Origin of the sequence: Neorhizobium sp. DAR64872/K0K18 (assembly GCF_050500175.1) — a bacterium.
In the GTDB taxonomy this organism is placed as follows: Bacteria; Pseudomonadota; Alphaproteobacteria; order Rhizobiales; family Rhizobiaceae; genus Neorhizobium; species Neorhizobium soli.
Genome location: NZ_CP191445.1, coordinates 707,402 through 734,076, shown reverse-complemented (window position 1 = coordinate 734,076; position 26,675 = coordinate 707,402). Strand labels below are relative to the sequence as shown.

Here is a 26,675-nt window from a genome sequence, read left to right as displayed (position 1 = left end):
CTAGACCGGCTGCAAACGACCGAAATAGGCGACGAAGGCGAGCACTCCGAGGCTAAGCCCGATTTCCGTGACGGTCGCGCAGACGAGGCTTCGATACATCAGCGGGCTGCGGTCGAGCAGCCGCACGAAGACGTAACGGTTGACGATCGCCAGCGCGACCATGGTTGCAACGATCAGGATCTTGGCCGAAAGCAGCTGCTGATAGGGCAAGGACCAGTTAAGCGGCAGGCCGCCGACGATGAGCCATGTGCTGAACAGCCCTGTCACGATCACAAGTGCCACGGCAACATGACCTGCCCGGGAAAAGCCGATCAAAGCGGTCGTGGCATCGTGTCGCGTCGACTGGTCCCTGAGCGCGGGGAGAAGCAGAGCGACCGGTAACAGCGCCCCGAACCAGAACCCGCCCGAGAGAAGGTGCAGCAGATCGTTCGCCCGGTGCAGCAGGCGCAACGGTCCATCGTGGATAGCGGCGTGTCCGGAAATCGGAAGGCTGGCGAGAGCGACCAAAGCCGCCAGCGCCGTCGGCAGGATTTTCGAGCGCGAGGAGGGCGTAAGGGCCGCGAACAACAGGCCTGCAGCAATCGCCTGCACTATCCAGACGGTGCCGATACTGGTCTGGGTTATGACCGTCCACAGTATACCGAGATCCGCCGCATCCTGCCAGCCGTCGCCGAGAAGGGCGGCGTTGAGCGGCAGAGATGCAACCGTCGCACCCGCTATCACAAGCACCGACAGGCCGCGGATCGGTGTGAGCTTCGCCCACACCGATTGCCTTAGACCGTCCGGCACAAAACCGGCGATATAGGTTGCGGCGCCCCAGAGGAACAGGGCGCCTGCGTAGAAGCCGAAACGGCAGACTACAATGAGGGTCTCAGCCGTTGTCACGGCTTCACGGTGAACGTGTAAGTGCCGTTGGTCTTGTGGCCATCGACCGAAAGCACATTCCATCTGACCGTATATGTGCCGGGCTTCAGCGGCCCGGTGACCGGCGCAGTCAGCGTCTTGTCAGCGTCTTTCAGCACGCCTTTGCCGATCTCGATCTCCTTGCCGTCGGGGCCGAGAAGGTGAAGCTTGCTGAACGGCAGGTTCAGGGCTTCGGAAAATGTCAGGTCCAGTTCTTCCGGCGATGCAACGGATGCCTTGTCGGTTGGGGTCGTCGATTTGACGCTGGCATGGGCAGCAGCCTGGCCAGCGGCGGCAACAAAAGCCGCGAGTGCAAGCGAAGCGATGAGTGTGTTACGCATGTGTTTTCCTTTAAGCGAAGGCGCGTTTGAGCGGCGGAACGAAGCGGACGACGATCTGGTCGAAGGCGATCATCGCGACGATCGCAATCCCGCTCATCGGAAACGCGATGGCAAAAACCAGCGTGATCAGCCACAGACCGAAATAGACGGAACGGCTCGGCGGCATCGGCGGGACGCCAAGGCGGCCGGATGGACGGCGTTTCCACCACATGACGACAGCGGTGACGCAGGTAAAGACGATTGCAAGGCAGGTGGCGAGCATCAGCATCTGGTTAAACCGACCCCATTCCTGGCCCATATGAACATTGACACCCCACGCGACGGCCTTTCCAGGCGCCGGATAGAGCGGATAACCCATGTCGACCAGCGGTGTTCCGGAATACTGATCAATATGGATCGTCCTTTCCTTCGAAAGGTCGTCAGGAAAGATGGAAGCTGTATAGACGCCCGTTCCTGTCCGCGGGATCGCCGTATCGAAACCCGGGGCTATGCCTAGATCCTTCGCGATCGCGACGGCCTTTCCGAGGCCTATCGGTTCGCCGGTCAGCGTACCCGACATCGGCACCGGCGCCTTTTCGACGCTCCAGCCGCTATTGGGCGCGACATCGCCCGTCACCTTCTTCGACACCGGCACGTTGTCCCAAAGCTCTGCCGGATAGCCGAGGCCCTTGTTGGTGAGCCAGGCCTGGACATTGCTGCCCCAGGTGTTCGACCAGAACATGCCTGTGGCGGCGAGAAAGAAGATCAGCAACCCTGAGAAAGCGCCGGTGACCGCGTGCATGTCGCGCCAGAACACCCGCCGCGAAGGATTTCCGCGCACCGTCACCACACCGCCGGTCTGTCGCCGCGGCCACCAGAGATAGATCCCGGTCGCGACCAGAACCATGGCAAAGCCGCCGGCGATCTCTGTCAGGATGTTGGGAAATGTACCGAAATAGGCGAGGCTGTGGATGCTTCTGACCACCTGATTGAACTCTTCGGCGGACGCGACCGTATCCAGCACGTCGCCATCGTAGGGATTGACGAAGACGAGCGTGGAGCCGGCTTTGGACGACACGGTGACTATGGCGCTCCGTGTTGCCGAAGCAGGGTCCTTGTAAGAGCGCGCCACCGAACCCGGGACGGCGGATGCGGCGACTTCGACGATCCGGTCCGGCGAAAGCGGCGAACCGGCGGCTTCCACCTGGTAGCGATATGCAAAAAACGTATCGTTGATTTCGTCCTTGAACAGGTAGAGCCCACCGGTGATGGCTAGGTTGAGCATGAAGGGAATGGCGAGAAGACCCGCAAAGAAATGCCAGCGCCATAGGGCGCGGTAAAGCGAAACGCTCGAGGCGTCGCTTTCCGCGGGTGAGGCGGAAGTTAAGATGGTCATTCGGTATCATCCTGATGGCAGGCGGGGCTGTGCCGATCTGCAACATTGAACAAGCCGCGGGCAAAAGCCGCAGCGGAGGCTCAAATGATCATCAGGCGAAGGGGGGTGCTCGGGGACCGGTATTCGGCGGATATAACTGGCGGGTGATCTCGCCCACCGGGAACGGATACCTGGCCAGTTCTTGGGCGAGGAATACCCGTTCTGCGTGGATCGGCGCGGGTGGCACCATGGCCGCGGCGCTGATGCGGCAGGCTTCGCAGTCGGTCTTGGGGCCTTGGCTATGGTGGTGTTGTCCGTCGCGGTCAGGCCGATCGCTGTTTGACGTGACGCAGAGCGTCGGCAGCGTGCCGTCCGGCAGCACATACTCGGCATAGTCAGCCGGATCGAAACCGGTGGCTGCAAGGGCATGCGGCTGATGCGAGAGGCCGAGAACAACAAGCGCGATGGCGCATAGAATGCGCACCGCCCATTGTTCCGATTTACCGACCAGCCTTCCCATCGCGTCCTCGTGCACGGGGTTCGATCTTTCGATAGCACACCCCGGCGCAAGTACAATGCGGCATACTGTACGCGTGATGACGAACGGGATCAGGTCAGATCGCTACCTGCTCTCCCAGCTCGACGACACGGTTGGGTGGGAGCTTGAAATAGGCGGATGGGTCGATCGCGAAATCGGCCAGCGCCATGTAGATCTGCTCCTGCCAGGCCGGCAACCCGGTATTGGGTGTGCTGACCAGGTTGCGCCGTCCCAGATAGAATGAGGTCTGCATGATCTCGAACTTGAAGCCCGCCTTCCGACAGAGCGTCAGCGCTCTGGTGACATTTGGCTCGTCCATGTAGCCGAAGGTGATGTCGAGGCGGATAAAACGCTTGGAGATGCGTTTCATTTCCACCCGTTCGCGATCGGGAACGTAAGGTTTGTCCTGCGTCCAGATTGTCAGGATGACGTTTTGCTCGTGCAGGACATGGTTGTGCTTGATGTTGTGCAGCAGGACTGCCGGCGTCCGGTTGGGAACGCTGGTGAGAAAGATTGCAGTGCCGGGAACCACGACCGGCGAATGATCGGATTCCTTTTCGATCATCGGAATGAAGACTTCCAGCGGGATGTCGTTCCTGGCGGTCTTGTCCTTGATGTATTTCGAACCCTTCGTCCACGTCCACATCAGGATCATGATGAAGAAGGCAAGCGCCACGGGCACCCAGCCACCGTCGTGGATTTTGAGAAGGTTTGCGGCAAGGAACACCGCTTCGATCAAGAGCAGCGGCAGCAGAAGTGCGCCGGCGATGAGGGCCGAGTATCCGCGCACCGCCCGCAGAAACTGGAACGACATCAGCGTTGTCACGACCATCGCGCCGGTGACCGAGATACCGTAGGCGGTTGCCAGCGATTCCGAATCGCCGAAGGAGAAGATCAGCACCAGGACGCCGATGAACAGAATCATGTTCACGGCCGGAACATAGATCTGCCCGGTATTGGTTTCCGAGGTGAACTTGATCATCAGCCGCGGCAGGAAGCCGAGATGCACGGCCTGGCGCGCAAGCGAAAACGCGCCCGTAATGACAGCCTGGCTGGCGATGACGGTTGCCATCGTCGCCAGAATGACCATCGGCAGCAACGCCCAGTCAGGATAGAGCAGATAGAACGGGTTCTCGATGGCGGCCGGGTTGCTCAGGACCAACGCGCCCTGCCCAAGGTAATTCAATGCCAGCGCGGGAAATACGAGGATGAACCAGGCGACACTGATTGGCTTGCGACCGAAATGGCCGAGATCGGCGTAAAGGGCTTCCGCGCCCGTCACGGTCAGAAATACCGCGCCGAGCACGATGAGACCCGCCCAGCCGGCGTGGGTGATAAACCAGAGCGCATTAATGGGGTTGAGGGCCTCGAGGATGGTCCAATCGTCGCCGATATGGATCATGCCACCCCATGCCATCGCCAGAAACCAGACGACCGTGATCGGGCCGAAGAATTTGGCAACTGCTTCCGTCCCCTTGGACTGGATTGCAAACAGGCCGACCATGATTGCGGCTGAGAGCGGCAAAACATAGTCGGAAAAGGCGGGCGTCACGAGCTTCATACCTTCAAGCGCCGACATGACCGACAGTGCGGGTGTGATCATCGCATCGCCGATGAACAAAGCCGAACCTATTAGACCTGCGAAGAACAGGACAGGCATGTAGCCGCCTGTCTTCTTCATCAACAGGGCAAGCAGCGACAGCGTGCCGCCTTCGCCGTCATTATCGGCGCGAAGCAGGAACAGGACGTATTTGAACGTGACGATGATCGTCAGTGTCCAAACCATCAGAGAGATCAGTCCGATGACATGTTCGGGCTGGACGCCATTCTCTGAAAATGGTCTCAGAGCCTCCCGGAACGCGTAGAGCGGACTGGTGCCAATATCACCGTAGACGACGCCGATCGAGCCCAAGAGCAGGACAAGAAATTTCCGGTGGCCTGCGGCTTTGTCGGCCGAACCGGCGGTCGAGGATGTCATGCGGACTCCAGTCTGAGGGTTTTCCAACCGAACAAGCTTGAACGGTTTACTGCCGGAATAGACGCGTAAACACGTGTTGAACGAATTCGATCCACGCATTCCTATTTCATCTGAAGTCGCAGGTCGATATCCTTCAGCAGGCCGTCATTCGCGTGGTCACAGAAAAGCAGGGCGGAGTGATCCGCCCTGCTGGTGAAGGTCCGAAAGGTGTCTCGGAACCGGTTGTTCTTGTCGTCTATTCTTCGCGCTGGCCGGTGAAATTGAGCAGCAATTGGAAGATGTTGACGAAGTTCAGGTAGAGAGACAGCGCGCCCATCACGGCCATTTTCTGCTGGCTTTCCTGATCGTAGTTTTCTGCATACTGCTGCTTGATGTTCTGGGTATCCCAAGCAGTCAGGCCGACGAATACGACGATACCGATCACCGATACGGCAAACTGCAGGGCGCTGGAGCCGAGGAAGATGTTGACGATCGAAGCGATCATCACACCGATCAGACCCATGATCATGAACGAGCCGAACTTGGCGAGGTCACGCTTGGTGACGTAGCCGTAAAGGCTGGTCGCGCCGAACATGGTTGCGGCGATAAAGAAGGTGCGTGCGATGCTTGCGCCGGTAAATACAAGGAACACCGAAGCAAGGGACAGACCCATGACGGCGCAGAACGCCCAGAAGGTCATCTGCGCGGAGGCGGCCGACATGGACTGGATCTTGAACGAGAAGAAGAACACGAAGGCGAGCGGCGCAAGCATCACCACCCACTTCAGCGGGCTGGAGAAGATCGGCACGTAAAGCGCCGGCGTGGTGCCGACGATGAAGGCGACGATACCGGTGATGACGAGGCCAAGCCCCATGTAATTGTAGATGCGCAGCATGTGTTGGCGAAGGCCTTCATCGAAGACTGCGCCGGATTGTGCTGTCGTGGCGCCCCAGCGCCGGTCGTTTTCATACATTCGGAATCTCCTGTTGATCAGTAAAGGGAATTCTTGAGAAGCTCGGCCTCGTCTGCGAGGCCGATATCGGTCGTGCTCGACACCACGGCGTAAGCCACGTCGCCGATCTGCCACCAGGCCGCTTCGGCCTTCGGCATATTCATGTCCTTGATCGGCTCGACCGCGAAATGGCCAGGTCGCACGGCATAGAGAGATACCCTGATGCCATCGGCGGTGCGCATGCTCGCCTCGACGCTCGGGCCGTAATCCGAGGGAAAGATCTGCACGTCGGTCACCTGCCAGCCCTTTGGCAATTCGGGCATGACGATTGCCGTTGCGGCGCGGATGTCCTCCCGGTCGTAGGTCCTTGCTTCCGGCTGGGATGGCATTTTTTCGCGAACGAGCGACGTCTCGTGCGCCCGCACCGCGTTTTCGATCAGTGCTGGCGGCTGGACCGAAGCATTGACTTCGCTCGGACCGAACGGACCGATCGAGGAATTGGCAAACCATCCTGCCGAAACAAGCATGGCAATCGCCGCGACGCGCCTGAGAGCGGTGAAGGTGCGCCGGCTTTCAAGGCTCGCGGAAAGTCGTCTCGCCGCCTCGCGGGTCTCCGTCCTGCCATGCACGGCGTCATCGGTGAGAGCGAGCTTCAGCGTCGTCCGCATTCCGAGATCGGCCATGACGCGTGCGGCGTCTTCCGGGTGGCTGGACAGGTAGTTCTCGACACGCAGGCGTCCCGCCGCGTCGAGCTGGTTGTCCACGTAGGCGTCGAGGTCATTCAACACGACCGTTCCGGTCTCATTCATCTTTGCCTCCAACGATTTTCAGGTGGCCGCCACGCCCTTTGTCATCTTCCATGCTGCGCAGCCGAGCCCGCGCCCTCGATATCCGCGACATCAGCGTGCCGACTGGAATACCCAACGTGTCGGCGGCTTCCTGATAGGACAGGTCTTCCACCGCAACGAGGTGCAGCGCTTCGCGCTGATCCTCCGGCAAGGTCATGAAAGCCTCGCGAACCTGCTGTAGGCGAACCGAATGTTCCTGCGCTGCCGGATAGGACGGCTCGGTTGCGGTCGAGCCATCATCGGCAAACAGGTCGTCGCGGCGGCGACGGGCAAGAGCGTTGCGGCGACCGTCCAGATGCGTGTTGTGGACGATCGAGAGCAGCCAGTTCCGCAGATTTCCACCCGAGTGGAAGGTTGAACGCTTCTCATACGCTTTGACCAACGCGTCTTGCACCAGGTCTTCGGCGTCGACAGAGTTGCGCGCAAGCGAACGTGCGTAGCGTCTCAGCGCGGCAAGCTGTGCGATCACGTCGAATGAGCGTTTGTTCGGGTCCATACCTGCTTATACGAACGCCGGCCGGATTTTATTCCATTAGTCAGAAATTATTTTCGTGATTTTTTGCCCTTCAAAGACGTAGGGCAAACCCTCGTTTTGACGGCCAAGGGAGGTATGCGCCCGGTGCATGTCTGCCCTGACAATTCCTGCCTAGAAAATGAGCGGGTTTAGCGTATCTTCCATCTTGTCGAAACGATTTACCTCCTCCCAAATCGTCAGACACGCAGAACCCTCCCGCCTCCTCCCAGAGGTTTCTGCAGCAGAGCACCGGCACTCCTCCTCCCAGCCGTTGCTCTCGTCTTTTGAAGAGCCTGCCGCACCTCCTCCCGCGGCGGGCTCTTTTCGTTTTCACCCCATGGCAACGTCCTTAGGCGACCTCCTTCGTAAAGGCTGTTGCCTGCGCGCGGCTTTTGTCTCAAAGTGAAAGAAAACGAAAGCACGGGGACGAGATGCATCTGACGGACAGGCAGGCAAGGATCGTCGAGGTGGCGAGGATGACCGGGCGGGTCCTGGTGGAGGATCTGGCCACTCAGTTCTCCGTCACGCCGCAGACGATCCGCAAGGACTTGAATGATCTCTGTGAGGCGGACGTCCTCAACCGCATCCATGGTGGAGCCACGTTTCCGCGCAGCATCGAGAACATGCGCTATGAAGCGCGCCGCCAGATCGCTGCCGTCGAGAAGCAGGCGATCGGCGAGGCTGCGGCAGCCCTCATTCCGGACGGAGCGTCCCTGTTCATCAATATCGGGACCACGACGGAGGCCGTCGGTGAAGCGCTGGCCGCCCACAAGGACCTTATGGTCATTACAAATAATATCAACGTTGCCAACAGGTTGAGAGTAGTCGACGATATCGAGGTCGTCATTGCCGGCGGTGTCGTTCGCCAGTCTGATGGCGGCATCGTCGGCGAGGCGGCCGTCGACTTTATCCGGCAGTTCAAGGTTGACTATGCGGTCATCGGTGCGTCGGCCATCGACCACGACGGCGCTCTGCTCGACTACGATTTTCGCGAAGTGAAAGTGGCACAGGCGATCATTGCCAACGCCCGGCATGTGATCCTCGTGGCCGACTCGACAAAATTCGAACGAACGGCGCCGGTTCGTATCGCCCAGATCTCCCAGGTTCATACGTTCATCACCGACGCCTGCCAGTCCGAACTGATCCGTGATCTTTGCCATCAGACGAATGTTGCGCTGATCGAAACAGCCACCGCGGATGCTGCAACGCACGCGTCTTCTTTCGTTTGACATTCGAGATATTTTCACTCTAATGGGGCTAGCTTTCGATTTGCCGCTGCCGGCATGTCGAGCCGGGCTCTGTGAGGGGACAGGGCTTAGCGAGGGGATGATGAGTAAGGCAATTCACGACGTCTTTGTGATCGGTGGAGGGATCAACGGTTGCGGTATCGCGCGCGATGCTGTGGGTCGCGGCTATTCGGTCGCCTTGGCAGAAATGAACGATTTTGCCTCAGGCACGTCGTCAGGCGCCACCAAGCTTATCCATGGCGGGCTGCGCTATCTCGAACATTATGAATTTCGGTTGGTGCGCGAGTCTCTCATGGAGCGCGAAGTGCTCTGGGCAATGGCACCGCATATCATCTGGCCGATGCGCTTCGTTCTCCCCTATCACAAGGGTGGCGTCCGACCCGCCTGGCTGATCCGGCTGGGGTTGTTTCTCTACGATCACCTGGGTGGCCGCAAGCTCCTGCCGCCGACGGCAACGCTTGATATGCGCAAAGATCCGGCCGGAAAGCCTTTGAAATCAGTGTTTACGAAGGCCTTCGAATACTCCGATGGCTGGGTGGACGACGCGCGGATGGTGGTGCTGAACGCCCGTGACGCTGCCGACAAGGGTGCCCTGATCCTTCCGCGCACGAAAGTCGTTTCGGCGCGGCGCGAAGAAGGCATTTGGACGATTGTTACCCGAAGCACGGTCACCGGCTCCAGTCAGACCCACAAGTCTCGTATGCTGGTCAATGCCGCCGGCCCGTGGGTGGACCAGGTGATCCGCTCCGCCTTCGGCGAAAACGAAGCGCACCATGTCCGGCTGGTTCAGGGCAGCCATATCGTCGTCAAGAAGAAGTTCGACGACCCTCGCGCCTATTTCTTCCAGAACCCGGATAACCGGATCATTTTTGCTATCCCCTATGAAGAGGATTTCACGCTGATCGGCACGACCGATCGCGACTTCAAGGAGGATCCGAAGGACGTTCGGATCTCCGAAGAGGAAACCAACTATCTCTGCAAGGCGGCGAGCGAGTATTTCAAGGAGCCGGTGCGCAAGGAAGATATCGTCTGGACCTACTCGGCTGTCCGACCGCTGTTCGACGACGGCGCCTCGAAAGCGCAGGAGGCAACCCGCGACTATGTACTGAAGCTGGATACGGTCGGCCTCGGGGAGGGCGGAGCGCCGCTTCTCAACGTGTTCGGTGGAAAGCTCACCACCTATCGTCGGCTTTCGGAACATGCGCTCGAAAAGATCGGCGAAGCCATCGGCGTCAAAGGCAAGCCCTGGACCGCTGACAGCCACCTCCCGGGTGGCGATTTCCCTGCCCGCGGCTACGAAAGCGAAGTCGCTGGGCTGAAGGCACGATATCCCTTCCTGACCGATCGCCATGCGCGTAGGCTGGTCCGGCGTTACGGTACGAGGGCCGCGACTTTGCTCGGCAACGCTGCTCGAGCAGAGGATCTTGGGCATAATTTCGGCGGCGAACTCTATGAGGTGGAGGTTCGCTATCTTGCTGATCAGGAATGGGCGTTAAGCGCCGAGGACGTCCTTTGGAGGAGAACAAAGGACGGGCTACGGCTCGACGCTGACGAGAAGAGGGTTTTGGAGGAGTACATGGCCGCAATACCGGAAAGGATCGCCGGATAAGCGGCATGTGTTCCCGCTGTGAGGAGGCAGGGGAACAAGAATGTTGGAATTGCGAAAAGCTGCGAAAATGGTGGCGGGCGAATATCATATTCACCCGAAAGACCTTACGCTCGAGCGTGGCAGTCTGAATGTGCTGCTCGGCCCGACGCTTTCGGGCAAGACATCGCTGATGCGGCTGATGGCTGGATTGGACCGGCCGACAGAGGGTGCTGTCTATTTCGATGGAATAGACGTGACCGGCATGCCGGTGCAAAAACGCAATATCGCGATGGTGTACCAGCAGTTCATCAACTATCCGCTCCTGACCGTCTATGAAAACATTGCCTCGCCGATGCGCATTTCCGGCAAGGACAAGGCGACCGTCGACCGCGAGGTGCGCAAGGCTGCGGAACTCTTGCGGTTGACGCCCTATCTCGACCGTACGCCGCTGCATCTCTCCGGCGGCCAGCAGCAGCGCACCGCGCTTGCCCGCGCCCTGGTCAAGAACGCCAGCCTCGTGCTGATGGACGAGCCCCTTGCCAACCTCGATTACAAGCTGCGTGAAGAACTGCGCGAAGAGCTTCCCAAGATCTTTGCCCAGTCCGGCGCAATCTTTGTCTATGCGACGACCGAACCATCGGAAGCGCTGATGCTGGGCGGCAATACGGCAACCCTTTCCGAGGGCCGCATCACCCAGTTCGGGCCGACGATCGACATTTATAGAAGGCCGGCGGATCTGACGACCGCGAAGACCTTTGCCGATCCGCCGCTGAATTTCATCGAGGTGGTCAAGTCGGGTGGCGGGCTCCGCCACCGCGAAGGCGACGTTCTTCCCTTGCCTGCGCATCTTGGAACCATACCGGACGGTCCCCTGACGGTTGCGTTTCATCCACATCATCTGGGCTTCACGCAGCAGACCGAGAATTCGGCCCGCCTTGCCGCCCGCACGCAGATCTCGGAAATCACCGGTTCGGAAAGCTTCGTGCATCTTGAATATGACGGCGTGAAATGGGTCATGCTGGCGCCCGGCATTCACAACATTGATCCAGATACCGGCATCGAAGTCTTTCTCGATACCCGACATCTGATGGCGTTCGGCAGCGATGGCCGGGCAATCGCTGCGGCTGCGGCTTAGGGGGAAACATCATGGCACGCATCACCCTCGACCATATCCGCCACGCCTACGGCGCCAACCCTGTCGCCGACAGCGACTATGCGCTTCGCGAAGTTCATCACGAATGGAACGACGGTGGCGCCTACGCGCTGCTTGGCCCCTCCGGCTGCGGCAAGACCACGCTGCTGAACATCATCTCCGGGCTGCTGCAGCCGTCGCACGGGCGTATCCTGTTTGATGGCAACGACGTGACGGAAGTCTCGACACAGGGCCGCAATATCGCGCAGGTCTTCCAGTTCCCGGTCATCTACGACACGATGACGGTCTACGACAATCTGGCCTTTCCGCTGCGCAACCGAAAAGTACCGGAGGCAGAAGTCGATCGGCGCGTTCGCGACATGCTGGAGATCATCGATCTTGCCGATTGGGCCGACCGCAAGGCGCGGGGCCTGACCGCCGACCAGAAGCAGAAGATATCACTCGGCCGCGGCCTCGTGCGCAACGACGTCAACGCCATCCTGTTCGATGAACCGCTGACCGTGATCGATCCCCATATGAAATGGGTGCTGCGTTCGCAGTTGAAGCGGATCCACAAGCAGTTCGGCTTTACCATGGTCTATGTCACCCACGACCAGACCGAGGCCCTGACCTTCGCAGACAAGGTCGTCGTGATGTACGAGGGCGAGATCGTGCAGATCGGCACGCCTGCGGAATTGTTCGAGAAGCCCAGCCATACATTTGTCGGCTATTTCATCGGATCGCCCGGTATGAATGTCCTGCCGGCGCAGCTGAACGAGCGGTCTGTCGTGGTCGGCAGTCAACGAATGGACCTCAATGTGCCGCCGAAGACGAAGCTGGGCGACCGGATCGAACTCGGCATCCGTCCGGAGTTCATCCATCTCGGTCGAGAAGGCATGCCGGTGAAGATCAGCCGGATCGAGGATATTGGCCGACGGCGCATCGTCCGCGCCGAATTCGAGGGAAAGCCGCTTGCGATCGTCGCCGACGAGAATACCGAAATTCCGGCGGAAGCCCGCGTGAGCTTTGATCCTGCAGGTATCAATATTTACGCCAATTCCTGGCGCGTCGGCGGGGAGGCGTGAACGGCATGGAAAAGACCTATAACAACAAGGCCTGGTTCTTCGTTCTTCCGGTGCTGCTGCTGGTCCTGTTTTCAGCGGCGATACCGTTGATGACCGTTGTGAACTACTCGGTGCAGGACACGTTCGGCAACAACGAATTCTTCTGGGCAGGCACTGGCTGGTTTACCGAAATCCTGAATTCGGATCGGTTCTGGGCGGCGTTGCAGCGCAACCTGCTGTTCTCTGTCATCATTCTTGCGCTGGAAATACCGCTCGGCATCTTCATCGCGCTGAACATGCCGAAAAAGGGTCTAGGCGTCCCGGTCTGCCTCGTTCTGATGGCGCTGCCGCTGCTGATCCCGTGGAACGTAGTCGGCACCATCTGGCAGGTGTTCGGTCGCGTCGATATCGGCCTTCTCGGCCGCACGCTCGCCATCCTCGGCATCGACTACAACTATGTCCGGGATCCGATCGATGCCTGGGTCACCGTCATCGTGATGGATGTCTGGCACTGGACGAGCCTTGTCGTTCTCCTCTGCTATGCCGGTCTCGTGTCGATCCCGGATGCCTACTATCAGGCCGCGAAAATCGATGGCGCGTCGCGCTGGTCGGTGTTCCGATTTATCCAGCTTCCGAAGATGAAGCGGGTGCTGCTGATCGCCGTGCTCCTGCGCTTCATGGATAGTTTCATGATTTATACCGAACCCTTCGTCGTCACCGGCGGCGGGCCCGGCAACTCGACAACCTTCCTGTCGATCGATCTCGTCAAGATGGCGGTCGGGCAGTTCGACCTCGGGCCGGCCGCGGCGATGTCGATCATCTACTTCCTCATCATCCTGCTGATGTCGTGGATCTTCTACACGGTCATGACCAGCAGCGACAAAGACGCGTGAGGAGGACGGTTACGATGGCTCAAGTCAACACATTCAAGCCGGCGCGCAGCTACTCCTGGCTCGTCTCGACGATCTACATCATCTTCCTGCTGCTGCCGATCTACTGGCTGGTCAATATGAGCTTCAAGGAGAATGCCGAGATCACCGGTACCTTCTCCCTCTTCCCGCATAACCCGACGCTGCGGAATTACACAGTGATCTTCACCGATCCGTCCTGGTACAACGGCTATATCAACTCGATTATCTATGTGGGTCTGAACACGCTGATCTCGGTGGCGGCGGCACTTCCCGCGGCCTACGCCTTCTCGCGCTACCGGTTTCTCGGCGACAAGCACCTGTTCTTCTGGCTGCTGACCAACCGGATGGCGCCACCTGCGGTCTTTGCGCTGCCATTCTTCCAGCTCTATTCCGCCTTCGGACTGATCGACACGCATATCGCCGTTGCACTCGCCCACTGCCTGTTCAACGTCCCGCTGGCCGTCTGGATTCTCGAAGGCTTCATGTCCGGAGTGCCGAAGGAAATCGACGAAACAGCTTATATCGACGGCTATTCCTTCCCGCGCTTTTTCGTGAAGATCTTCATGCCGTTGATCGCGTCCGGCATCGGCGTCGCGGCCTTCTTCTGCTTCATGTTTTCGTGGGTCGAACTGCTGCTTGCCCGCACGCTGACGACGACTGCCGCGAAGCCGATTTCGGCCATCATGACCCGCACCGTTTCGGCGTCCGGCATGGACTGGGGCGTTCTGGCAGCCGCCGGCGTGCTGACGATCGTGCCGGGCGCGCTCGTGATCTACTTTGTCCGCAACTACATCGCCAAGGGCTTTGCCCTGGGTCGGGTCTAGAGGGAGAACGCACATGAGTTTTTCATGGATGGCCTGGACGCTGCCGACGACGCTTTTCTTCGTGACCATCTTCGCCTTGATTGCAGCGATGGGCATCTGGGAGTATTTTTCTCCGGGGGGAGCGCCACGGGTTGGGATCCTGCGCTTCGAGACAACGCGGGGGGACCGGCTCTTCATTTCGCTGCTTGGTGCAGCATTCATCAATCTCGCATGGTTGGGGCTGATCGGCCCCAATCTGTGGTGGGCTCTTGCCCTCGCTGTGGTCTACGCCGTCGGCGTTTTCCGCTTCGTCTGAAGGCAAGTTTGATACGGCGCGCGGGAGGACTGGCGCCGAAACGAAATCGCAATCGCAACTCTGGGAGGACATTATGCGACGGCATCTTTTGACAACGACAGCAGGCATATTGCTGGCACTGGCAGGCACGGCTCACGCCGGCATGAACGAGGCGAAGCAGTTCCTTGACAAGGAAATCAAGGACCTTTCTTCCCTCTCGCGCGCCGAGCAGGAAAAGGAGCTGCAATGGTTTATCGATGCGGCGAAGCCCTTCTCCGGTCTCGACATCAAGGTCGTCTCGGAAACGCTGACCACGCATGAATACGAGTCGAAAGTGCTGGCGCCAGCCTTCACGGCGATCACCGGCATCAAGATCACCCACGACCTGATCGGCGAAGGCGATGTCGTCGAAAAGCTGCAGACGCAGATGCAGTCGGGCGAGAACATCTATGACGCCTATGTCAACGATAGCGACCTGATCGGCACGCATTGGCGTTACCAGCAGGCCCGTTCTCTGACGGACTTCATGGCGAAGGAAGGTAAGGACGTTACCAATCCCGGCCTCGATCTCGACGACTTCATCGGCCTGAAGTTCACCACCGCGCCCGACAAGAAGCTCTACCAGCTTCCGGACCAGCAGTTCGCCAACCTTTACTGGTTCAGGTACGACTGGTTCAACGACGCCAAGAACAAGGCTGATTTCAAGGCCAAATACGGCTACGACCTCGGTGTTCCCGTCAACTGGTCCGCTTACGAAGACATCGCGGAATTCTTCACCGGCCGTGATATCGGCGGCAAGAAGGTCTTCGGCCACATGGACTACGGCAAGAAGGACCCGTCGCTCGGCTGGCGCTTCACCGACGCCTGGCTTTCGATGGCTGGCAACGGCGACAAGGGTCTACCGAACGGTCTGCCGGTCGATGAATGGGGTATCAAGGTCAACGAAAAGTCACAGCCGGTCGGCTCCTGCGTGGCGCGCGGCGGTGACACCAATGGTCCTGCCTCCGTCTATTCGATCCAGAAATATCTCGACTGGATGAAGGCCTATGCACCGCCAGCTGCCCAAGGCATGAACTTCTCGGAATCCGGTCCTGTCCCCGCGGGCGGCGAAATCGCTCAGCAGATGTTCATGTACACGGCCTTCACCGCCGACATGGTGAAGCCAGGCCTGCCTGTCATGAACGAGGACGGCACGCCGAAATGGCGTTTCGCGCCAAGCCCCCACGGCGTCTACTGGAAAGACGGCATGAAGCTCGGCTATCAGGACGTCGGTTCCTGGACGCTGATGAAGTCCACGCCCGATGACCGCGCAAAGGCGGCCTGGCTCTACGCCCAGTTCGTCACGTCCAAGACCGTCGACCTGAAGAAGAGCCATGTGGGCCTGACGCTGATCCGCGAAAGCTCGATCCGCCATCAGAGCTTTACCGATCGCGCACCGAAACTCGGCGGCCTGATCGAGTTCTACCGCTCGCCGGCACGTGTTCAGTGGTCGCCGACCGGCACCAACGTTCCTGATTATCCGAAGCTCGCACAGCTTTGGTGGCAGGCGATCGGCGATGCCGCATCGGGTGCAAAGACGCCACAGTTGGCGATGGACTCGCTTTGCGCCGAGCAGGAGAAGGTGCTCCAGCGTCTGGAACGCGCTGGCGTCCAGAAGGACATGGGCCCCAAGCTCGCCGAAGAGCATGACCTGGCCTACTGGAACAAGGATGCGGTCGCCAAGGGCAATCTGGCTCCGCAGCTGAAGATCGAGAACGAAAAGGAAAAGCCGATCACCGTCAACTACGACGACCTGGTGAAGAGCTGGGCTGACGCGAAGAAGTGATCTGACCGATCAAGGCTCCCGAAGGGGAAGCGGCGGCAAGAGACGACCGCGTCGAACATCATCGGCGCGGTCGTTTCGCGTTCGTCACTGTTGCGGACACACGGCAGAGCCTCCCAACCTGCCTTGATCCGGTCCTATGCCTTGTTCAGCTTGGCATCGACACTGATCGGTCCGGCTCCGGACGTGACGAAATACAGGAACACGAAGCAGAGCACGGCAGCGGCCATTACGCCGTTTTCGGGCGGGAAAATGCTTTTGGGAAAGTGGCTGATGAAGTAAGCCGCGGCCATTAGTCCGGACAGGAGGAATGCCGCTATCCGTGTCTGGAAACCGACCAGGAAGAGGAAGCCGCAGACAAGCTCAAAGAGACCCGCGATCCAGGGCAACGAGCCCGTGGGCGGCATGAAGGTACCGGCGTGGAAATGAAAGATTTTTGCCATGCCGAAGGAGAAGATGACAAGGCCGACGGCAATACGCAGGATGCTGAGAAGAACAGGCTGGTAAGCCTGGATTTTGTTGACCATTGGGAAGCTCCGTTAAATGTCGATGCTCTTCTGACATCGACCAAACGAAGGTCAACTGCACGTCTTCGTGAAACAGTTATGGAATGCGCGAGACCTCTAGAGCGCCGAAGCGTCTTCTCAAATGGTGACCGCGTTGACGATCATCAAAACGGGGACACAGCCCAAGGCAATTGCCCCAATCCAGGCCATCAGTATCTTCATGAAATACCGCTGCTGCATAAAGATCTCGTTGTATTCGTGAAGCATTAAGCACCCCTACGCCGTTGAAGGGAATGAACCACCTCTTCAGAAGCGAGTCGAGTGCAGCCTTGCAACAGACTGAATCAGACGTATACGCGGACCACGTCCTCCAACGATAAAGTCAATTCACTGCAGGTTGAGAGGCAGTTGAATCCCCTTGGGAACATGCGGCTTGCGAAGATTGGCAATCTCGATCCGTCCATAGATCTCCTTGCGTTCCTTGTCATGACGTTCCCTGAGCGCCTTCGACTGAGCCACGAGTGCAAGAGCACGGGCGACGACCTCTTCAGTTCTCTGCATGGCGTTCTCCTCAATGTTCTTTCTTTGTTCTCATTTTCGCCGAAGGTTGTCAACAGTATTTTCTTCCCGTGCCGAGGCTGGCGGTTTCGGCGCATCTGCTGTGCATGTCTGCACGTGTCAATTTCTGAACGAACTGATATGCCTCATCTCAGTCGGGCCTGATGGTTCGGACCCACAACATGGTTTTTCGGAAGGGAAACGGAATGCAGATCGGAATGATAGGCCTCGGCCGTATGGGCGCCAATATGGTGCGACGGCTCCTGCGTGATGGCCATGAATGTGTGGTATTCGATGTCAGTCAGGCCAATGTCGAGGCTCTGGAGCGGGAAGGGGCCGTGGGCGCCACCTCGCTGGAAGATATGGTCGCCAAGCTCGCGAAACCGGCGACCGTTTGGCTGATGCTGCCTGCAGCGATCACCGACCAGACGATCGAGAAGCTCTCGGGTGTCATGGCGGCCGGCGACGTGCTGATCGACGGCGGAAACTCCAACTACCAGGACGATATCGATCGCGCAGGGCGTCTTTCGGGCATCGGCCTCGACTATATCGATGTCGGCACGAGCGGTGGCGTCTGGGGTCTGGAACGCGGCTATTGCCTGATGATCGGCGGACCGGATGAAGCGGTGAAGCGCCTCGATCCGATCTTCCTGTCGCTGTCCCCGGGAGCCGGCAAGGAGGCACAGCGGACCTCGGAACTTGGCTATATCCATTGCGGCCCGGCAGGATCAGGTCACTTCGTGAAGATGGTCCACAACGGCATCGAATACGGCATGATGGCGGCCTATGCCGAAGGCCTCAACCTGATGAAGTCTGCCAATATCGGCAAGGTGGCACGTAGCGCCGATGCGGAAACCAGCCCGCTCGCCAATCCGCACTACTATCACTACGATCTGGACGTGGCCGAAATCACCGAAGTCTGGCGTCACGGCAGCGTCGTTTCGTCGTGGCTGCTCGATCTTCTCGCCGGCTCTCTGCACAACGATCCGACGCTTGACGCCTTCAGTGGTCGAGTTTCGGATTCCGGCGAGGGACGGTGGATGATGAAGGCCGGTATCGATACCGGCGTGCCGCTTCCGGTCCTGTCGTCCGCTCTCTTCCAGCGCTTTTCGTCGCAGGGTCACGAGCAGTATTCGAACCAGGTTCTGTCGGCGCTTCGGGCAGCCTTCGGCGGCCACTCTGAAAAGAAATAGGCTGGGTCATATCCCATACGAAATCCGGCACCCCTCGGGTGCCGGACTCTTTTGAAAAGCTCGATAGACTGGGCTTAGTCCTATTCTACCGTCTTTGTCTCGTAGAACGCTTTCGCATCGCTCAGGAATGCCGCCCTCGACGACGGGTTGGTATAGAACATGTGGCCGCCGCTATAGGTCTTCAGTTCTGCCCGGCCGGCTGCCAACTGTGTCGGCAGATGATCAAGCACGTAGCGGCTCACACCATAGGGTGTCAGCGCATCGCTGTGACCATGCGCGACCAGCAGGCGGAAGGACGGGGTGACCGACAGCAGGTCGCGGATGTCAGTTGAAGCGCTGGCAAGCGCGCGAGCATCGCCGCCCCGGCTGCCATTCCATTCCCACCGGCGGTTCACATCCTCGTTCAAAAGCGAGTAGGTCATGTCGCTTGAAAACTTCAGCTCGCCTTTCGCATAGGAGGTGAAGGCTGCACTGTAGGCACGGGTGTAGCCCTCCAGAATGGGATCGTCGTTGCGCCCATACGCATCCTCGGGATAGGCGTCCGGTACGGCATAGGATGCATCATAGGGGCTGACGACCCGGCCCGGTCCACCCATCTGCTTCCCGTAGACATCGCCGACCAGCCCGCGCGTTCTGGCAACGACATCTTTCGGGATACCCGTGAGACCAGCGAGCTTTCCATAGAAAGCCTCGGCTTCTTCGCCCGTCGGAGCAGCACCCGCCACTGTCGGAAGATAATCGCGCAACGCAAAGCGTTCGGCTTCGGCGAGCTTTTCAGGCGTGAAGCTTTTGGTACGCTCCATCTCGGCTGCCGCAAGCGAGGGCAGTTGCAGTGCGGCGCTCAGCGGATCGTCGGAATTGGCGAGGAAGCGGCCCTCGATGAACGGCGAGAGCATGATGATGCCGGAGGGGATGATGCCCTGGTTGTTCTTCATCGCGATCGCGACTTTCGCCGCGCGAAAACCTCCGTAGCTTTCGCCGACGAGATATTTCGGCGTATTCAGCCGGTCGTTCTTCTGGACGTAGAGGGAGATCACCTTGGCAAGGCTGTCGGCATCCTGACGGACACCGTAGAAATTCTTGGCGACATCGTCGCTGGCGGCACGGCTCCATCCGGTGCCAACCGGATCGATCATGACGAGATCGGTGAACGCGAGCCAGCTCTGCGGATTGTCCCTGATCTCAGGTGCGGTGCCGTCGTTGCCGTTCTTGCCGAATTCGATGATCCGCGGGCCCAGCAGCCCGAGATGCAGATAGGCCGATGCGGCACCCGGGCCGCCGTTGAAGGCGAAGGTGAGCGGACGACCCGGCGTACGATCCTTGGCGATATAGGCCGTGTAGAAGATCTTGGCAGTTCGGTTGCCGTCCTGGCCGAACAGGTCAAGCGTCCCGGCGGTCGCTGTATAGGGCAGATCGGCGCTGCTCCCGGTTTTGAGAACATGCTCGGTCGTGCTGTCATCGGGGATAAGCCCGAGTATGCCAGGGGGCTGTTGCGCCCCAACCGGGGCGGAAAGCGCAAGAAGCACCAGGATGGATGCAAGGATCCGGTAAAGACGCAAAGCTGTTTCCTCCGTGACGGCTATATCAGTCATGTAGGGCGGCATGACCCATCCGGGAAACTCAATTCCGCTTGAGGCTCAAGTCAGCCCGCCAGTCGTCCGCCCTGCAGAGGCCGTGGCGCACCTGTCGTCGTCGGAAAACTGATCGGCAGACCGCGTAGCACGCGCACTGCGAGGAACGCGAACAGTTCCGCCTCGACGGCATCGCCCCGCCAACCGAACTCGTCGGCAGAGACGGCCTCGACGCCGGCGCGTTGTTCGAGCATCGCCATGATCGTCGGGTTGCGACGTCCGCCACCGGCCACGATCAGCCGTTTCGGACGTCTCGGCAAGAGATCGAGCGCCTTGCCGACCGCTGACGCGGTGAAGGCTGAAAGTGTGGCCGCGCCGTCTTCCGGCGAAAGACCGTCGGCCATGGCCGCGGTAAACGAATAGCGGTCGAGCGATTTCGGATAGGGCGCCGTCATGTACGGATGCTGGAGCAGACGTGCCAGGCGCTCTTCATCGACCGTGCCCGAAGCACCAAGCGCGCCGTCCCTGTCCATCTCGCCAAGCCCGAGCGACTTGATGAAATCGTTGAGCGGGGCGTTGGCCGGGCCGGTATCAAAGGCGATCACCAGATCCTCGCCATCCCACCAGCTGATATTGCCGACACCGCCGAGGTTGAGAACGGCGCTATCTCCCGATCGATCGACGCCACGCAGCAGCGCCGCGTGATAGACCGCGGCAAGCGGTGCGCCCTGACCACCGGCGCGAACGTCCGCGGTTCTGAAATCATAGGCGACCTTGCAGCCCAGGATCGACGCCATCAATTCGCCATCACCGAGCTGCCGCGTGTCGCCGAGGCGTTCCCGGGTCGGTGCACGGTGGAGAACGGTCTGGCCGTGAAAGCCGACAATGTCGATATCGGCCATCGTCATGCCGGCGCTTTCAACAAGATCCTGCACTGCGCGCGATTGCGCCCGCGTCAATGCCTCCTCGGCCACGGCGAAGATCGCGGGCTCCGGTCCTTCGAATTCCCAGACGCGCGCTTGGGCGAGCGTTTCCTCGAGAAGAGACCGGATCTCGGGCGGATAGGGCGCCAACGTATAGGCGCCTGCTGTCTCCACCGTTTCGCCGTCGGTCTTCAAGAGCGCAACGTCGATATTGCCGTCGAGGACGGTCCCGGTCATCAGGCCGACGGCCCAGATTGGCTCCATTGGAGATCCCCCTCGAGTTCAAGCGACGCAATTACCCGGGAGTAACAGAGACCGCCATCGCCCTCAACGTCCGAAGCGGAATTCCTCAAGCGTCTCTGCCTTCATCTCGATCGAGAAGCCGGGCATTTTCGGCGGCTTATAGGCGGCGTTCTCGATGACGCAGGGTTCGAGGAAATGCTCGTGCAGGTGATCGACATACTCGATGACGCGGCCTTCCATCGTGCCGCACACCGCAACGTAGTCGATCATCGAGAGATGCTGGACATATTCGCAAAGGCCGACGCCGCCGGCATGCGGCCAGACCGGGAGGCCATATTTGGCGGCAATCAGCAGGACGGAGAGAACCTCGTTCAGCCCGCCCATGCGGCAGCTGTCGATCTGCACGATATCGATCGCACCCTCGGCGATGAACTGCTTGAACATGATACGGTTCTGGCACATCTCGCCAGTGGCAACCTTCACCAACCCGATCGCCTGGCGGATCTTTCGGTGACCGGCAATGTCATCCGGGCTGGTCGGCTCCTCGATGAAGAAGGGCTTGGAGAACGCGAGCTTGTTCACCCAGTCGATCGCCTGGTCGACCTCCCAGACCTGGTTGGCATCGATCATCAGGTAACGGTCCGGGCCGATCACCTCGCGCGCGATGGTCAGACGGCGAATGTCGTCTTCCAGATCGCGACCGACCTTCATCTTGATATGATCGAAACCGGCATCGATCGCTTCCTGGCAAAGCCTGCGCAGCTTCTCGTCATCATAGCCGAGCCAGCCGGCGGAGGTCGTGTAGCAGGGGTAGCCCTTGCTTTCGAGATTGGCGATCCGTTCCGGCTTCCCTGCCTCGGCTTTTCTGAGAATGGCAAGAGCCTCGTCGCGTGTGAGGACGTCGGTCAGATAGCGATAGTCGATGATATCGGCGATTTCTTCCGGCGACATGTCCGCCACAAGCCGCCAGACCGGCTTGCCTTCTTCCTTGGCGAGCAGATCCCAGAAGGCGTTGACGACGGCGCCGGTCGCAAGATGCATGGCGCCCTTGTCCGGGCCGATCCATCGCAACTGGCTGTCGCCGGTCAGGTGCCGCCAGAATTTACCCGGATTGGCCTTCATCACCTCCGTATCGGCGCCGACCACGAGATGGCGCATCGCCTCGATCGCCATGCAGCAGATGTCGTTGCCGCGGCCGATCGTGAAGGTCAGGCCGTGTCCTTCAAGGGCCGGATCGTCGGTTTCGAGGATCACGTAGGCTGCCGAATAATCCGGATCCGGGTTCATGGCGTCGGAACCGTCGAGGCTCTGAGAGGTCGGAAAGCGCAGGTCGACAACCCGCATATCGATAACTTTGGCCATAGCTATTCCTTCCGCTGGTCGGCGGTTCAAGATGATCGGGTGGTGCGCCGTAAAGGACGGCAGAGGATTGAAAGGCTCAGATGGTCCAGCCGCCGTCGATGGCGAAGGCCTGTCCGCTCGTATAGGTGGCCGTGGCAATATAGACGGCGAGATCGGCGATCTCTTCCGGCGATCCAAGACGGCCCATCGGCTGGCGGGCGATGAAGGCGGCACGGGCCGTTTCGTAATCGCCTTGGGCGCGCATGCGGTCCTGAAGCGACGGGCTTTCCACTGTGCCCGGGCAGATCGCATTGCAGCGGATGCCTTGCGTCACGTAATCGGCCGCGACCGATTTGGTCAGTCCGATCACAGCTGCCTTGGTCACACCATAGGCGAAACGGTTCGGCACGCCCTTCACGCTGGAAGCCACGGAGGCCATGTTGATGATCGCGCCATCCCTGCGCTCCAGCATGCCCGGCAGCACGGCACGGATCGTGCGGATCATGGCCCGCACGTTGAGATCGAAGGCAAAATCGAGATCGCTATCCGGCATCTCCAGCACCGAACCGGCGTGCACGACGCCTGCGCAGTTGAAGAGCACGTCGACCTGACCGATATCAGAGACGCAGGCCTTGACCGCGTCCTCGTTCAGCACGTCGAGCTTTGCCGTTGTCAAGTTGTCGAGCTTCGGCAACTCGGAAAGAGCCGTCTCGTTGATATCGGTGGCATGAACCTTGGCGCCTGCCGCGATGAAGGCAAGCGCACTGGCGCGGCCGATCCCCTGACCCGCCGCGGTGATCAGAACTGTCTTGCCATTCAGATTTGCCATCGACTTCAACTCTCCTCTCTGCATGTCAGTCATGATGGAAAACTTCTTCCATCATCGCCCACCATTCACCTTCAGCCCGCGTTTCCAGGGGCTTCTGGCAGGGAATGGTAAAGGCCCACCATTCCTGGTTCTTCTCATTGGCCGCCATCCGCGCCATGTCGGCTGCGAAATCGGTGCCGTGATATTCCCATGTGCCGAACAGGAGGTTTTCCGGTTCGCGCAGGAAGATCGTATAGTTCCTGATGTTGCAGCGGGAAATCAAGTCGAGGATTTCCGGCCATACCGCCGCATGCAGTTCCCGATACTTGGCAAGCATCTCCGGCTGCACGCCGATCATCATTCCCATGCGTTGCATGACTTTACTCCTCAGGCGACTTCGATGAGCGCCTTGACCACCGCCTGCGCGGGGTCGGTCAGCTTGGAAAACCGGTCCGGGACCTCTGAGAGGTGCATGCGGTGCGTAATCAAGGCGTCCGGCACCTCACCAGCGCGCATCGCGTCCATCACCCGCTCGAAGTCTGTGATCGTCGCGTTGCGGCTGCCGAGAAGCGTCGTTTCGCGTTTGTGAAACTCGGGATCCGAAAAGCCGATCGTGCTGGAGACGATCGACACCAGGACATAGGTGCCGCCATGCCCGACAAAGGAGAAGCCGCGCTCCATCGCTTTCGGGTTACCGGTCGCGTCGAACACCGCGTCGAAAAAATCGCCATTGGTGATCGCGGAAAGCTGGTCGGCGTCATCAGCGGAAAGCGCGACCGTGGACGTAATGCCCAACTGGCTCTTGGCGAACTCCAGCCTGTCTTCACGACCGTCGATGACAGTAACCTCGGCACCTTCCAGCTGCGCAAAAATTGCGACCGACAGACCGATCGGGCCGGCCCCGACGACGAGAACCTTCTGACCGTTTTCGACCCGTGCGCGGGCGACGGCATGTGCGCCGATCGCCAGAAACTCGACCATGGCAGCCTGATCAAGCGTCAGTCCGTCTGCCTTCACCGCGAACTGCTCGGGAATGCTAAGATATTCCGTCATGCCGCCATCGCGATGGACGCCGAGCACGCCGATATTGCGGCAGCAGTTGGTCTTGCCCTTCAGGCAGGCATTGCAGTGGCCACAGGAAATGTAGGGGATGATCGAGACGATATCGCCGACCTGAAGCGAGCTTCCCTCAGGCGCTTCCTCGACGGTTGCCGCGAGTTCGTGACCCATGACGCGCGGATAGGAAAGATAGGGCTGGTTGCCGGTGAAGATATGCAGGTCGGTACCACAGACGCCGATACGGCGGACCTTCAGAAGCACCTCGCCTTCGCCACGTGCGGGCTTGTCTCGCTCGATCGCCGAAAGTTTGCCCGGTTCATCGCATATGATAGTCAGCATCCTAGATCTCTTTCAGTCGATAGAAACGTTTGGCATTGCCGCCGAAGACGGCCGCATGGTTCTCTTTCGGAACGATGTCCAGGCATTGCTGGAGCCACGCACCGTATTCACCGGCAAGCCTCAGGACCGGCCAGTCGCTGCCCCAGATGACGCGATCCGGTCCGAACAGGTCGAATATCGTTTCCGCATAGGGGCGCACGGATTGCGGCTTCTGGTCTCGCGCTTCGGTGAGAAGGCCCGATAGCTTGCAATGCACATTCGGCAGGGCCGCCAGCGCTTTCATGCGGGCGTACCAGTCGATAAACCGTCCCTCCGCGATCGGCGGCTTGGCGCCGTGATCGATGACGATCGGGAGTTCCTGATGGCGCCGCGCGAAGTTGCAAAGCGGTGCCAGATGCCTCGGAAGCACAAGGGCGTCGAAGACCAGATCATGTTCGATCACCGTAGCGATACCGATATCGAGCGCGGGATCATCGATCCACCGGTCATCAGCCAAGTCCTGCAGCATCGGGCGGAAACCCTTCAGCTTGCGGTGGCTTGCCAGCTGTCCAATATTCTCCTGCACATCCGATGCTTTCAAATCCGTCCAGCCGACCACGCCCAGGATGAAAGGGTGGTTGTCGGCGAGATCCAGCATGAACTGCGTATCGGCCTGCGTCTCCATCGTCTGCACCAGCACGGTGCCATCGACGCCGGCCTCTTCCAGCAACGGCCGCAGATCGTCCGGCAGGAAATCCCGGTGAATGGCAGCGAGCTCGGGCCCCGGCCATTGGCCTGTCCGGTCGGCGATCCGCCAGAAATGCTGGTGGGCATCAATGCGCATCGATCAGGCTCCGATGCCGGGTAGAGGGGTACCTTCGATCAGAAGCCCGCTTTCCCTCAGGCGCGACCAGAAGGATGCAGGGATTTCCTCGGCAAACCAGTCGACATTCGAGGTGATCTGTTCGGCATTGCGGGCGCCGGAGACGATCGTCGCGACAGCCGGATGCGCCAGCGGAAACTGGAGTGCGGCCGCCTGCAACGTCACGCCTTCTTCCTCGCAGACGGCACGCAACTGCTCGACGCGCGCAAGGATCTCAGCCGGCGCTTCGGTATAGTTGAACTTCTTGTTGCCGGCGAGAAGCCCCGAATTGAACGGTCCTGCGGCAACGATCGCAACACCTTGCTTCGCGCATTCATCCATAAAGGCGAGGCTGTCCTGTTCAAGCAGCGTGTAGCGACCGGCGAGCATCGTGCAATCGATGTCGAAAACCTTCATCGCGTCGGCGACGACTTCCCATTCGTTGACGCCGAGGCCGACAGCCTTGGTCGACCCTTCGTCCCGCAACTTGCCCAGCGCCTTGAAGCCGCCGCCATCGGTCAGTTGCTGCCAGTAATGGTCGTGGCGGTCGCCATGCGTCATGCGACCAATATCGTGAATATAGAGTATGTCGGGCTTCAGGATTCCAAGGCGCTGCTGGCTCGCCTCGAAGGACCGCAGAATGCCGTCATAGCTGTAGTCGTAGACAGGACGGAAGGGCAGGGGCTCGGCGTAGCCGTCCTCTTCCGGACCAACCGTCTCATCCGGCGTCATGACGCGCCCGACCTTGGTGCTCAGAACATAGTCTTCGCGGGGAAGATCGGTCAGCATCGTTCCAAGGCGGCGTTCGGAGCGGGTAAAGCCGTAGAAGGGTGCGGTGTCGAAATAGCGGATACCGGCATCCCACGCGGACTTAAAAGCGCCGGCGGATTCCGCATAGGGCGTGACGCGATAAAGGTTGCCCATCTGGGCGCAGCCGAGGCCGATCAGCGTCACATCCAAATCGACACGCGGGAATTTGCGGGTATCACTGGCGTTCATCGGGCAACCTTCGTTTCATCATTGC

General features: G+C 59.7%; 27 protein-coding genes. 9 read left to right on the top strand and 18 right to left on the bottom strand.

All coding sequences use genetic code 11. The annotated features are described in order from the left end of the window. The 8 genes from copD to ACQY1P_RS03265 all read right to left on the bottom strand — a co-directional run bounded on the left by copD (position 1) and on the right by ACQY1P_RS03265 (position 7,389). Positions 1 to 885, bottom strand: coding sequence for a copper homeostasis membrane protein CopD (gene copD, locus ACQY1P_RS03300; protein ID WP_430252867.1), 885 nt, complete (start codon positions 883 to 885; stop codon positions 1 to 3). Continuing rightward, positions 882 to 1,244 carry a copper homeostasis periplasmic binding protein CopC gene (copC, locus tag ACQY1P_RS03295; protein WP_062458865.1) on the bottom strand — a complete coding sequence of 121 codons (363 nt, stop codon included), beginning with the start codon at positions 1,242 to 1,244 and terminating at the stop codon, positions 882 to 884. The genes copD and copC overlap by 4 nt, the downstream gene beginning before the upstream one ends. A 10-nt stretch (positions 1,245 to 1,254) precedes the next feature. Further along, entirely contained in the window at positions 1,255 to 2,619 is a 1,365-nt protein-coding gene (locus ACQY1P_RS03290) for a PepSY-associated TM helix domain-containing protein (RefSeq protein ID WP_430252865.1), read from the bottom strand. Between the two features lie 91 nt (positions 2,620 to 2,710). Further along, entirely contained in the window at positions 2,711 to 3,118 is a 408-nt protein-coding gene (locus tag ACQY1P_RS03285) for a hypothetical protein (RefSeq protein WP_430252863.1), read from the bottom strand. Between the two features lie 94 nt (positions 3,119 to 3,212). Continuing rightward, complete coding sequence (locus ACQY1P_RS03280; RefSeq protein ID WP_062458874.1) at positions 3,213 to 5,114, bottom strand: potassium transporter Kup; 1,902 nt, start codon at positions 5,112 to 5,114, stop codon at positions 3,213 to 3,215. 235 nt (positions 5,115 to 5,349) lie between these two features. Beyond that, entirely contained in the window at positions 5,350 to 6,066 is a 717-nt protein-coding gene (locus ACQY1P_RS03275) for a Bax inhibitor-1/YccA family protein (RefSeq protein WP_062458877.1), read from the bottom strand. A gap of 17 nt (positions 6,067 to 6,083) precedes the next feature. Continuing rightward, positions 6,084 to 6,854, bottom strand: a complete 771-nt coding sequence (locus ACQY1P_RS03270; protein WP_062458880.1) for an anti-sigma factor family protein — start codon at positions 6,852 to 6,854, stop codon at positions 6,084 to 6,086. Beyond that, positions 6,847 to 7,389 carry a sigma-70 family RNA polymerase sigma factor gene (locus ACQY1P_RS03265; protein WP_325264498.1) on the bottom strand — a complete coding sequence of 181 codons (543 nt, stop codon included), beginning with the start codon at positions 7,387 to 7,389 and terminating at the stop codon, positions 6,847 to 6,849. The genes ACQY1P_RS03270 and ACQY1P_RS03265 overlap by 8 nt, the downstream gene beginning before the upstream one ends. A gap of 449 nt (positions 7,390 to 7,838) precedes the next feature. Here ACQY1P_RS03265 and ACQY1P_RS03260 point away from each other — a divergent pair, with 449 nt between their 5' ends. From ACQY1P_RS03260 to ACQY1P_RS03225, 8 genes are all read left to right on the top strand, one after another. Further along, complete coding sequence (locus ACQY1P_RS03260) at positions 7,839 to 8,636, top strand: DeoR/GlpR family DNA-binding transcription regulator (protein WP_062458885.1); 798 nt, start codon at positions 7,839 to 7,841, stop codon at positions 8,634 to 8,636. A 100-nt stretch (positions 8,637 to 8,736) separates the two neighbouring features. Continuing rightward, a complete protein-coding gene (gene glpD, locus ACQY1P_RS03255) occupies positions 8,737 to 10,263 on the top strand; it encodes a glycerol-3-phosphate dehydrogenase (RefSeq protein ID WP_430252861.1) in 1,527 nt (508 codons plus the stop codon). A 40-nt stretch (positions 10,264 to 10,303) separates the two neighbouring features. After that, positions 10,304 to 11,377 (top strand): ABC transporter ATP-binding protein, encoded by a 1,074-nt coding sequence (locus ACQY1P_RS03250; protein ID WP_430252859.1) that lies wholly within the window; start codon positions 10,304 to 10,306, stop codon positions 11,375 to 11,377. 11 nt (positions 11,378 to 11,388) lie between these two features. Beyond that, positions 11,389 to 12,459: an ABC transporter ATP-binding protein gene (locus tag ACQY1P_RS03245; protein ID WP_430252857.1), complete on the top strand. Its 1,071-nt coding sequence runs from the start codon at positions 11,389 to 11,391 to the stop codon at positions 12,457 to 12,459. A gap of 5 nt (positions 12,460 to 12,464) precedes the next feature. Further along, a complete protein-coding gene (locus ACQY1P_RS03240) occupies positions 12,465 to 13,331 on the top strand; it encodes a carbohydrate ABC transporter permease (RefSeq protein WP_062576486.1) in 867 nt (288 codons plus the stop codon). A 14-nt stretch (positions 13,332 to 13,345) separates the two neighbouring features. Then, a complete protein-coding gene (locus ACQY1P_RS03235; protein ID WP_062576484.1) occupies positions 13,346 to 14,173 on the top strand; it encodes a carbohydrate ABC transporter permease in 828 nt (275 codons plus the stop codon). A 13-nt stretch (positions 14,174 to 14,186) separates the two neighbouring features. Beyond that, complete coding sequence (locus ACQY1P_RS03230; protein ID WP_062458904.1) at positions 14,187 to 14,468, top strand: DUF2160 domain-containing protein; 282 nt, start codon at positions 14,187 to 14,189, stop codon at positions 14,466 to 14,468. 73 nt (positions 14,469 to 14,541) lie between these two features. Further along, the gene (locus ACQY1P_RS03225) at positions 14,542 to 16,272 is read left to right on the top strand and encodes an extracellular solute-binding protein (protein ID WP_113165103.1); all 1,731 of its coding nucleotides are present in this window, start codon (positions 14,542 to 14,544) and stop codon (positions 16,270 to 16,272) included. 134 nt (positions 16,273 to 16,406) lie between these two features. Here the strand turns inward: ACQY1P_RS03225 and ACQY1P_RS03220 are convergent, their stop codons facing one another. Together ACQY1P_RS03220 and ACQY1P_RS03215 are read right to left on the bottom strand one after the other, a co-directional pair. Continuing rightward, the gene (locus tag ACQY1P_RS03220; protein WP_430252854.1) at positions 16,407 to 16,796 is read right to left on the bottom strand and encodes a DoxX family protein; all 390 of its coding nucleotides are present in this window, start codon (positions 16,794 to 16,796) and stop codon (positions 16,407 to 16,409) included. A 366-nt stretch (positions 16,797 to 17,162) separates the two neighbouring features. After that, positions 17,163 to 17,336: a hypothetical protein gene (locus ACQY1P_RS03215; protein WP_165699857.1), complete on the bottom strand. Its 174-nt coding sequence runs from the start codon at positions 17,334 to 17,336 to the stop codon at positions 17,163 to 17,165. Between the two features lie 203 nt (positions 17,337 to 17,539). On the opposite strand from ACQY1P_RS03215, the gene gnd reads away from it, so the two are divergent. Next, positions 17,540 to 18,526: a phosphogluconate dehydrogenase (NAD(+)-dependent, decarboxylating) gene (gene gnd / locus ACQY1P_RS03210; protein ID WP_174197496.1), complete on the top strand. Its 987-nt coding sequence runs from the start codon at positions 17,540 to 17,542 to the stop codon at positions 18,524 to 18,526. An 80-nt stretch (positions 18,527 to 18,606) separates the two neighbouring features. On the opposite strand, the gene ACQY1P_RS03205 is transcribed toward gnd, so the two are convergent. The 8 genes from ACQY1P_RS03205 to ACQY1P_RS03170 all read right to left on the bottom strand — a co-directional run bounded on the left by ACQY1P_RS03205 (position 18,607) and on the right by ACQY1P_RS03170 (position 26,650). Further along, positions 18,607 to 20,118, bottom strand: coding sequence for a S10 family serine carboxypeptidase-like protein (locus tag ACQY1P_RS03205; RefSeq protein ID WP_325264509.1), 1,512 nt, complete (start codon positions 20,116 to 20,118; stop codon positions 18,607 to 18,609). Between the two features lie 50 nt (positions 20,119 to 20,168). Then, positions 20,169 to 21,284, bottom strand: coding sequence for an anhydro-N-acetylmuramic acid kinase (locus ACQY1P_RS03200; protein WP_430252852.1), 1,116 nt, complete (start codon positions 21,282 to 21,284; stop codon positions 20,169 to 20,171). A gap of 63 nt (positions 21,285 to 21,347) precedes the next feature. Beyond that, positions 21,348 to 22,625: an L-fuconate dehydratase gene (locus ACQY1P_RS03195; protein ID WP_430252850.1), complete on the bottom strand. Its 1,278-nt coding sequence runs from the start codon at positions 22,623 to 22,625 to the stop codon at positions 21,348 to 21,350. Positions 22,626 to 22,701: 76 nt separating this feature from the next. Continuing rightward, on the bottom strand, positions 22,702 to 23,433 hold the full coding sequence (locus tag ACQY1P_RS03190; RefSeq protein WP_062576470.1) for an SDR family oxidoreductase: 732 nt from the start codon (positions 23,431 to 23,433) through the stop codon (positions 22,702 to 22,704). A 25-nt stretch (positions 23,434 to 23,458) separates the two neighbouring features. Then, the gene (locus tag ACQY1P_RS03185; protein ID WP_092664237.1) at positions 23,459 to 23,788 is read right to left on the bottom strand and encodes an L-rhamnose mutarotase; all 330 of its coding nucleotides are present in this window, start codon (positions 23,786 to 23,788) and stop codon (positions 23,459 to 23,461) included. 11 nt (positions 23,789 to 23,799) lie between these two features. Further along, on the bottom strand, positions 23,800 to 24,810 hold the full coding sequence (locus tag ACQY1P_RS03180) for a zinc-binding alcohol dehydrogenase family protein (protein WP_430252848.1): 1,011 nt from the start codon (positions 24,808 to 24,810) through the stop codon (positions 23,800 to 23,802). 1 nt (position 24,811) lies between these two features. Beyond that, positions 24,812 to 25,633: an amidohydrolase family protein gene (locus ACQY1P_RS03175; protein WP_430252846.1), complete on the bottom strand. Its 822-nt coding sequence runs from the start codon at positions 25,631 to 25,633 to the stop codon at positions 24,812 to 24,814. Positions 25,634 to 25,636: 3 nt separating this feature from the next. Continuing rightward, positions 25,637 to 26,650: an aldo/keto reductase gene (locus ACQY1P_RS03170; RefSeq protein WP_430252844.1), complete on the bottom strand. Its 1,014-nt coding sequence runs from the start codon at positions 26,648 to 26,650 to the stop codon at positions 25,637 to 25,639. Between the last annotated feature and the right edge of the window lie 25 nt (positions 26,651 to 26,675).

What these genes read in the sequence shown, in the direction of transcription:
- ACQY1P_RS03265 (WP_325264498.1), bottom strand. Translation starts at nt 7,389, where the DNA reads ATGGACCCGAACAAACGCTCATTCGACGTGATCGCACAGCTTGCCGCG.
- glpD (WP_430252861.1), top strand. Translation starts at nt 8,737, where the DNA reads ATGAGTAAGGCAATTCACGACGTCTTTGTGATCGGTGGAGGGATCAAC.
- ACQY1P_RS03200 (WP_430252852.1), bottom strand. Translation starts at nt 21,284, where the DNA reads ATGGAGCCAATCTGGGCCGTCGGCCTGATGACCGGGACCGTCCTCGAC.
- gnd (WP_174197496.1), top strand. Translation starts at nt 17,540, where the DNA reads ATGCAGATCGGAATGATAGGCCTCGGCCGTATGGGCGCCAATATGGTG.
- ACQY1P_RS03245 (WP_430252857.1), top strand. Translation starts at nt 11,389, where the DNA reads ATGGCACGCATCACCCTCGACCATATCCGCCACGCCTACGGCGCCAAC.
- ACQY1P_RS03205 (WP_325264509.1), bottom strand. Translation starts at nt 20,118, where the DNA reads ATGACTGATATAGCCGTCACGGAGGAAACAGCTTTGCGTCTTTACCGG.
- ACQY1P_RS03290 (WP_430252865.1), bottom strand. Translation starts at nt 2,619, where the DNA reads ATGACCATCTTAACTTCCGCCTCACCCGCGGAAAGCGACGCCTCGAGC.
- ACQY1P_RS03270 (WP_062458880.1), bottom strand. Translation starts at nt 6,854, where the DNA reads ATGAATGAGACCGGAACGGTCGTGTTGAATGACCTCGACGCCTACGTG.
- copC (WP_062458865.1), bottom strand. Translation starts at nt 1,244, where the DNA reads ATGCGTAACACACTCATCGCTTCGCTTGCACTCGCGGCTTTTGTTGCC.
- ACQY1P_RS03230 (WP_062458904.1), top strand. Translation starts at nt 14,187, where the DNA reads ATGAGTTTTTCATGGATGGCCTGGACGCTGCCGACGACGCTTTTCTTC.
- ACQY1P_RS03240 (WP_062576486.1), top strand. Translation starts at nt 12,465, where the DNA reads ATGGAAAAGACCTATAACAACAAGGCCTGGTTCTTCGTTCTTCCGGTG.
- ACQY1P_RS03235 (WP_062576484.1), top strand. Translation starts at nt 13,346, where the DNA reads ATGGCTCAAGTCAACACATTCAAGCCGGCGCGCAGCTACTCCTGGCTC.
- ACQY1P_RS03275 (WP_062458877.1), bottom strand. Translation starts at nt 6,066, where the DNA reads ATGTATGAAAACGACCGGCGCTGGGGCGCCACGACAGCACAATCCGGC.
- ACQY1P_RS03180 (WP_430252848.1), bottom strand. Translation starts at nt 24,810, where the DNA reads ATGCTGACTATCATATGCGATGAACCGGGCAAACTTTCGGCGATCGAG.
- ACQY1P_RS03260 (WP_062458885.1), top strand. Translation starts at nt 7,839, where the DNA reads ATGCATCTGACGGACAGGCAGGCAAGGATCGTCGAGGTGGCGAGGATG.
- ACQY1P_RS03285 (WP_430252863.1), bottom strand. Translation starts at nt 3,118, where the DNA reads ATGGGAAGGCTGGTCGGTAAATCGGAACAATGGGCGGTGCGCATTCTA.
- ACQY1P_RS03175 (WP_430252846.1), bottom strand. Translation starts at nt 25,633, where the DNA reads ATGCGCATTGATGCCCACCAGCATTTCTGGCGGATCGCCGACCGGACA.
- ACQY1P_RS03220 (WP_430252854.1), bottom strand. Translation starts at nt 16,796, where the DNA reads ATGGTCAACAAAATCCAGGCTTACCAGCCTGTTCTTCTCAGCATCCTG.
- ACQY1P_RS03250 (WP_430252859.1), top strand. Translation starts at nt 10,304, where the DNA reads ATGTTGGAATTGCGAAAAGCTGCGAAAATGGTGGCGGGCGAATATCAT.
- ACQY1P_RS03170 (WP_430252844.1), bottom strand. Translation starts at nt 26,650, where the DNA reads ATGAACGCCAGTGATACCCGCAAATTCCCGCGTGTCGATTTGGATGTG.
- ACQY1P_RS03195 (WP_430252850.1), bottom strand. Translation starts at nt 22,625, where the DNA reads ATGGCCAAAGTTATCGATATGCGGGTTGTCGACCTGCGCTTTCCGACC.
- ACQY1P_RS03225 (WP_113165103.1), top strand. Translation starts at nt 14,542, where the DNA reads ATGCGACGGCATCTTTTGACAACGACAGCAGGCATATTGCTGGCACTG.
- ACQY1P_RS03215 (WP_165699857.1), bottom strand. Translation starts at nt 17,336, where the DNA reads ATGCAGAGAACTGAAGAGGTCGTCGCCCGTGCTCTTGCACTCGTGGCT.
- ACQY1P_RS03185 (WP_092664237.1), bottom strand. Translation starts at nt 23,788, where the DNA reads ATGCAACGCATGGGAATGATGATCGGCGTGCAGCCGGAGATGCTTGCC.
- ACQY1P_RS03280 (WP_062458874.1), bottom strand. Translation starts at nt 5,114, where the DNA reads ATGACATCCTCGACCGCCGGTTCGGCCGACAAAGCCGCAGGCCACCGG.
- ACQY1P_RS03190 (WP_062576470.1), bottom strand. Translation starts at nt 23,433, where the DNA reads ATGGCAAATCTGAATGGCAAGACAGTTCTGATCACCGCGGCGGGTCAG.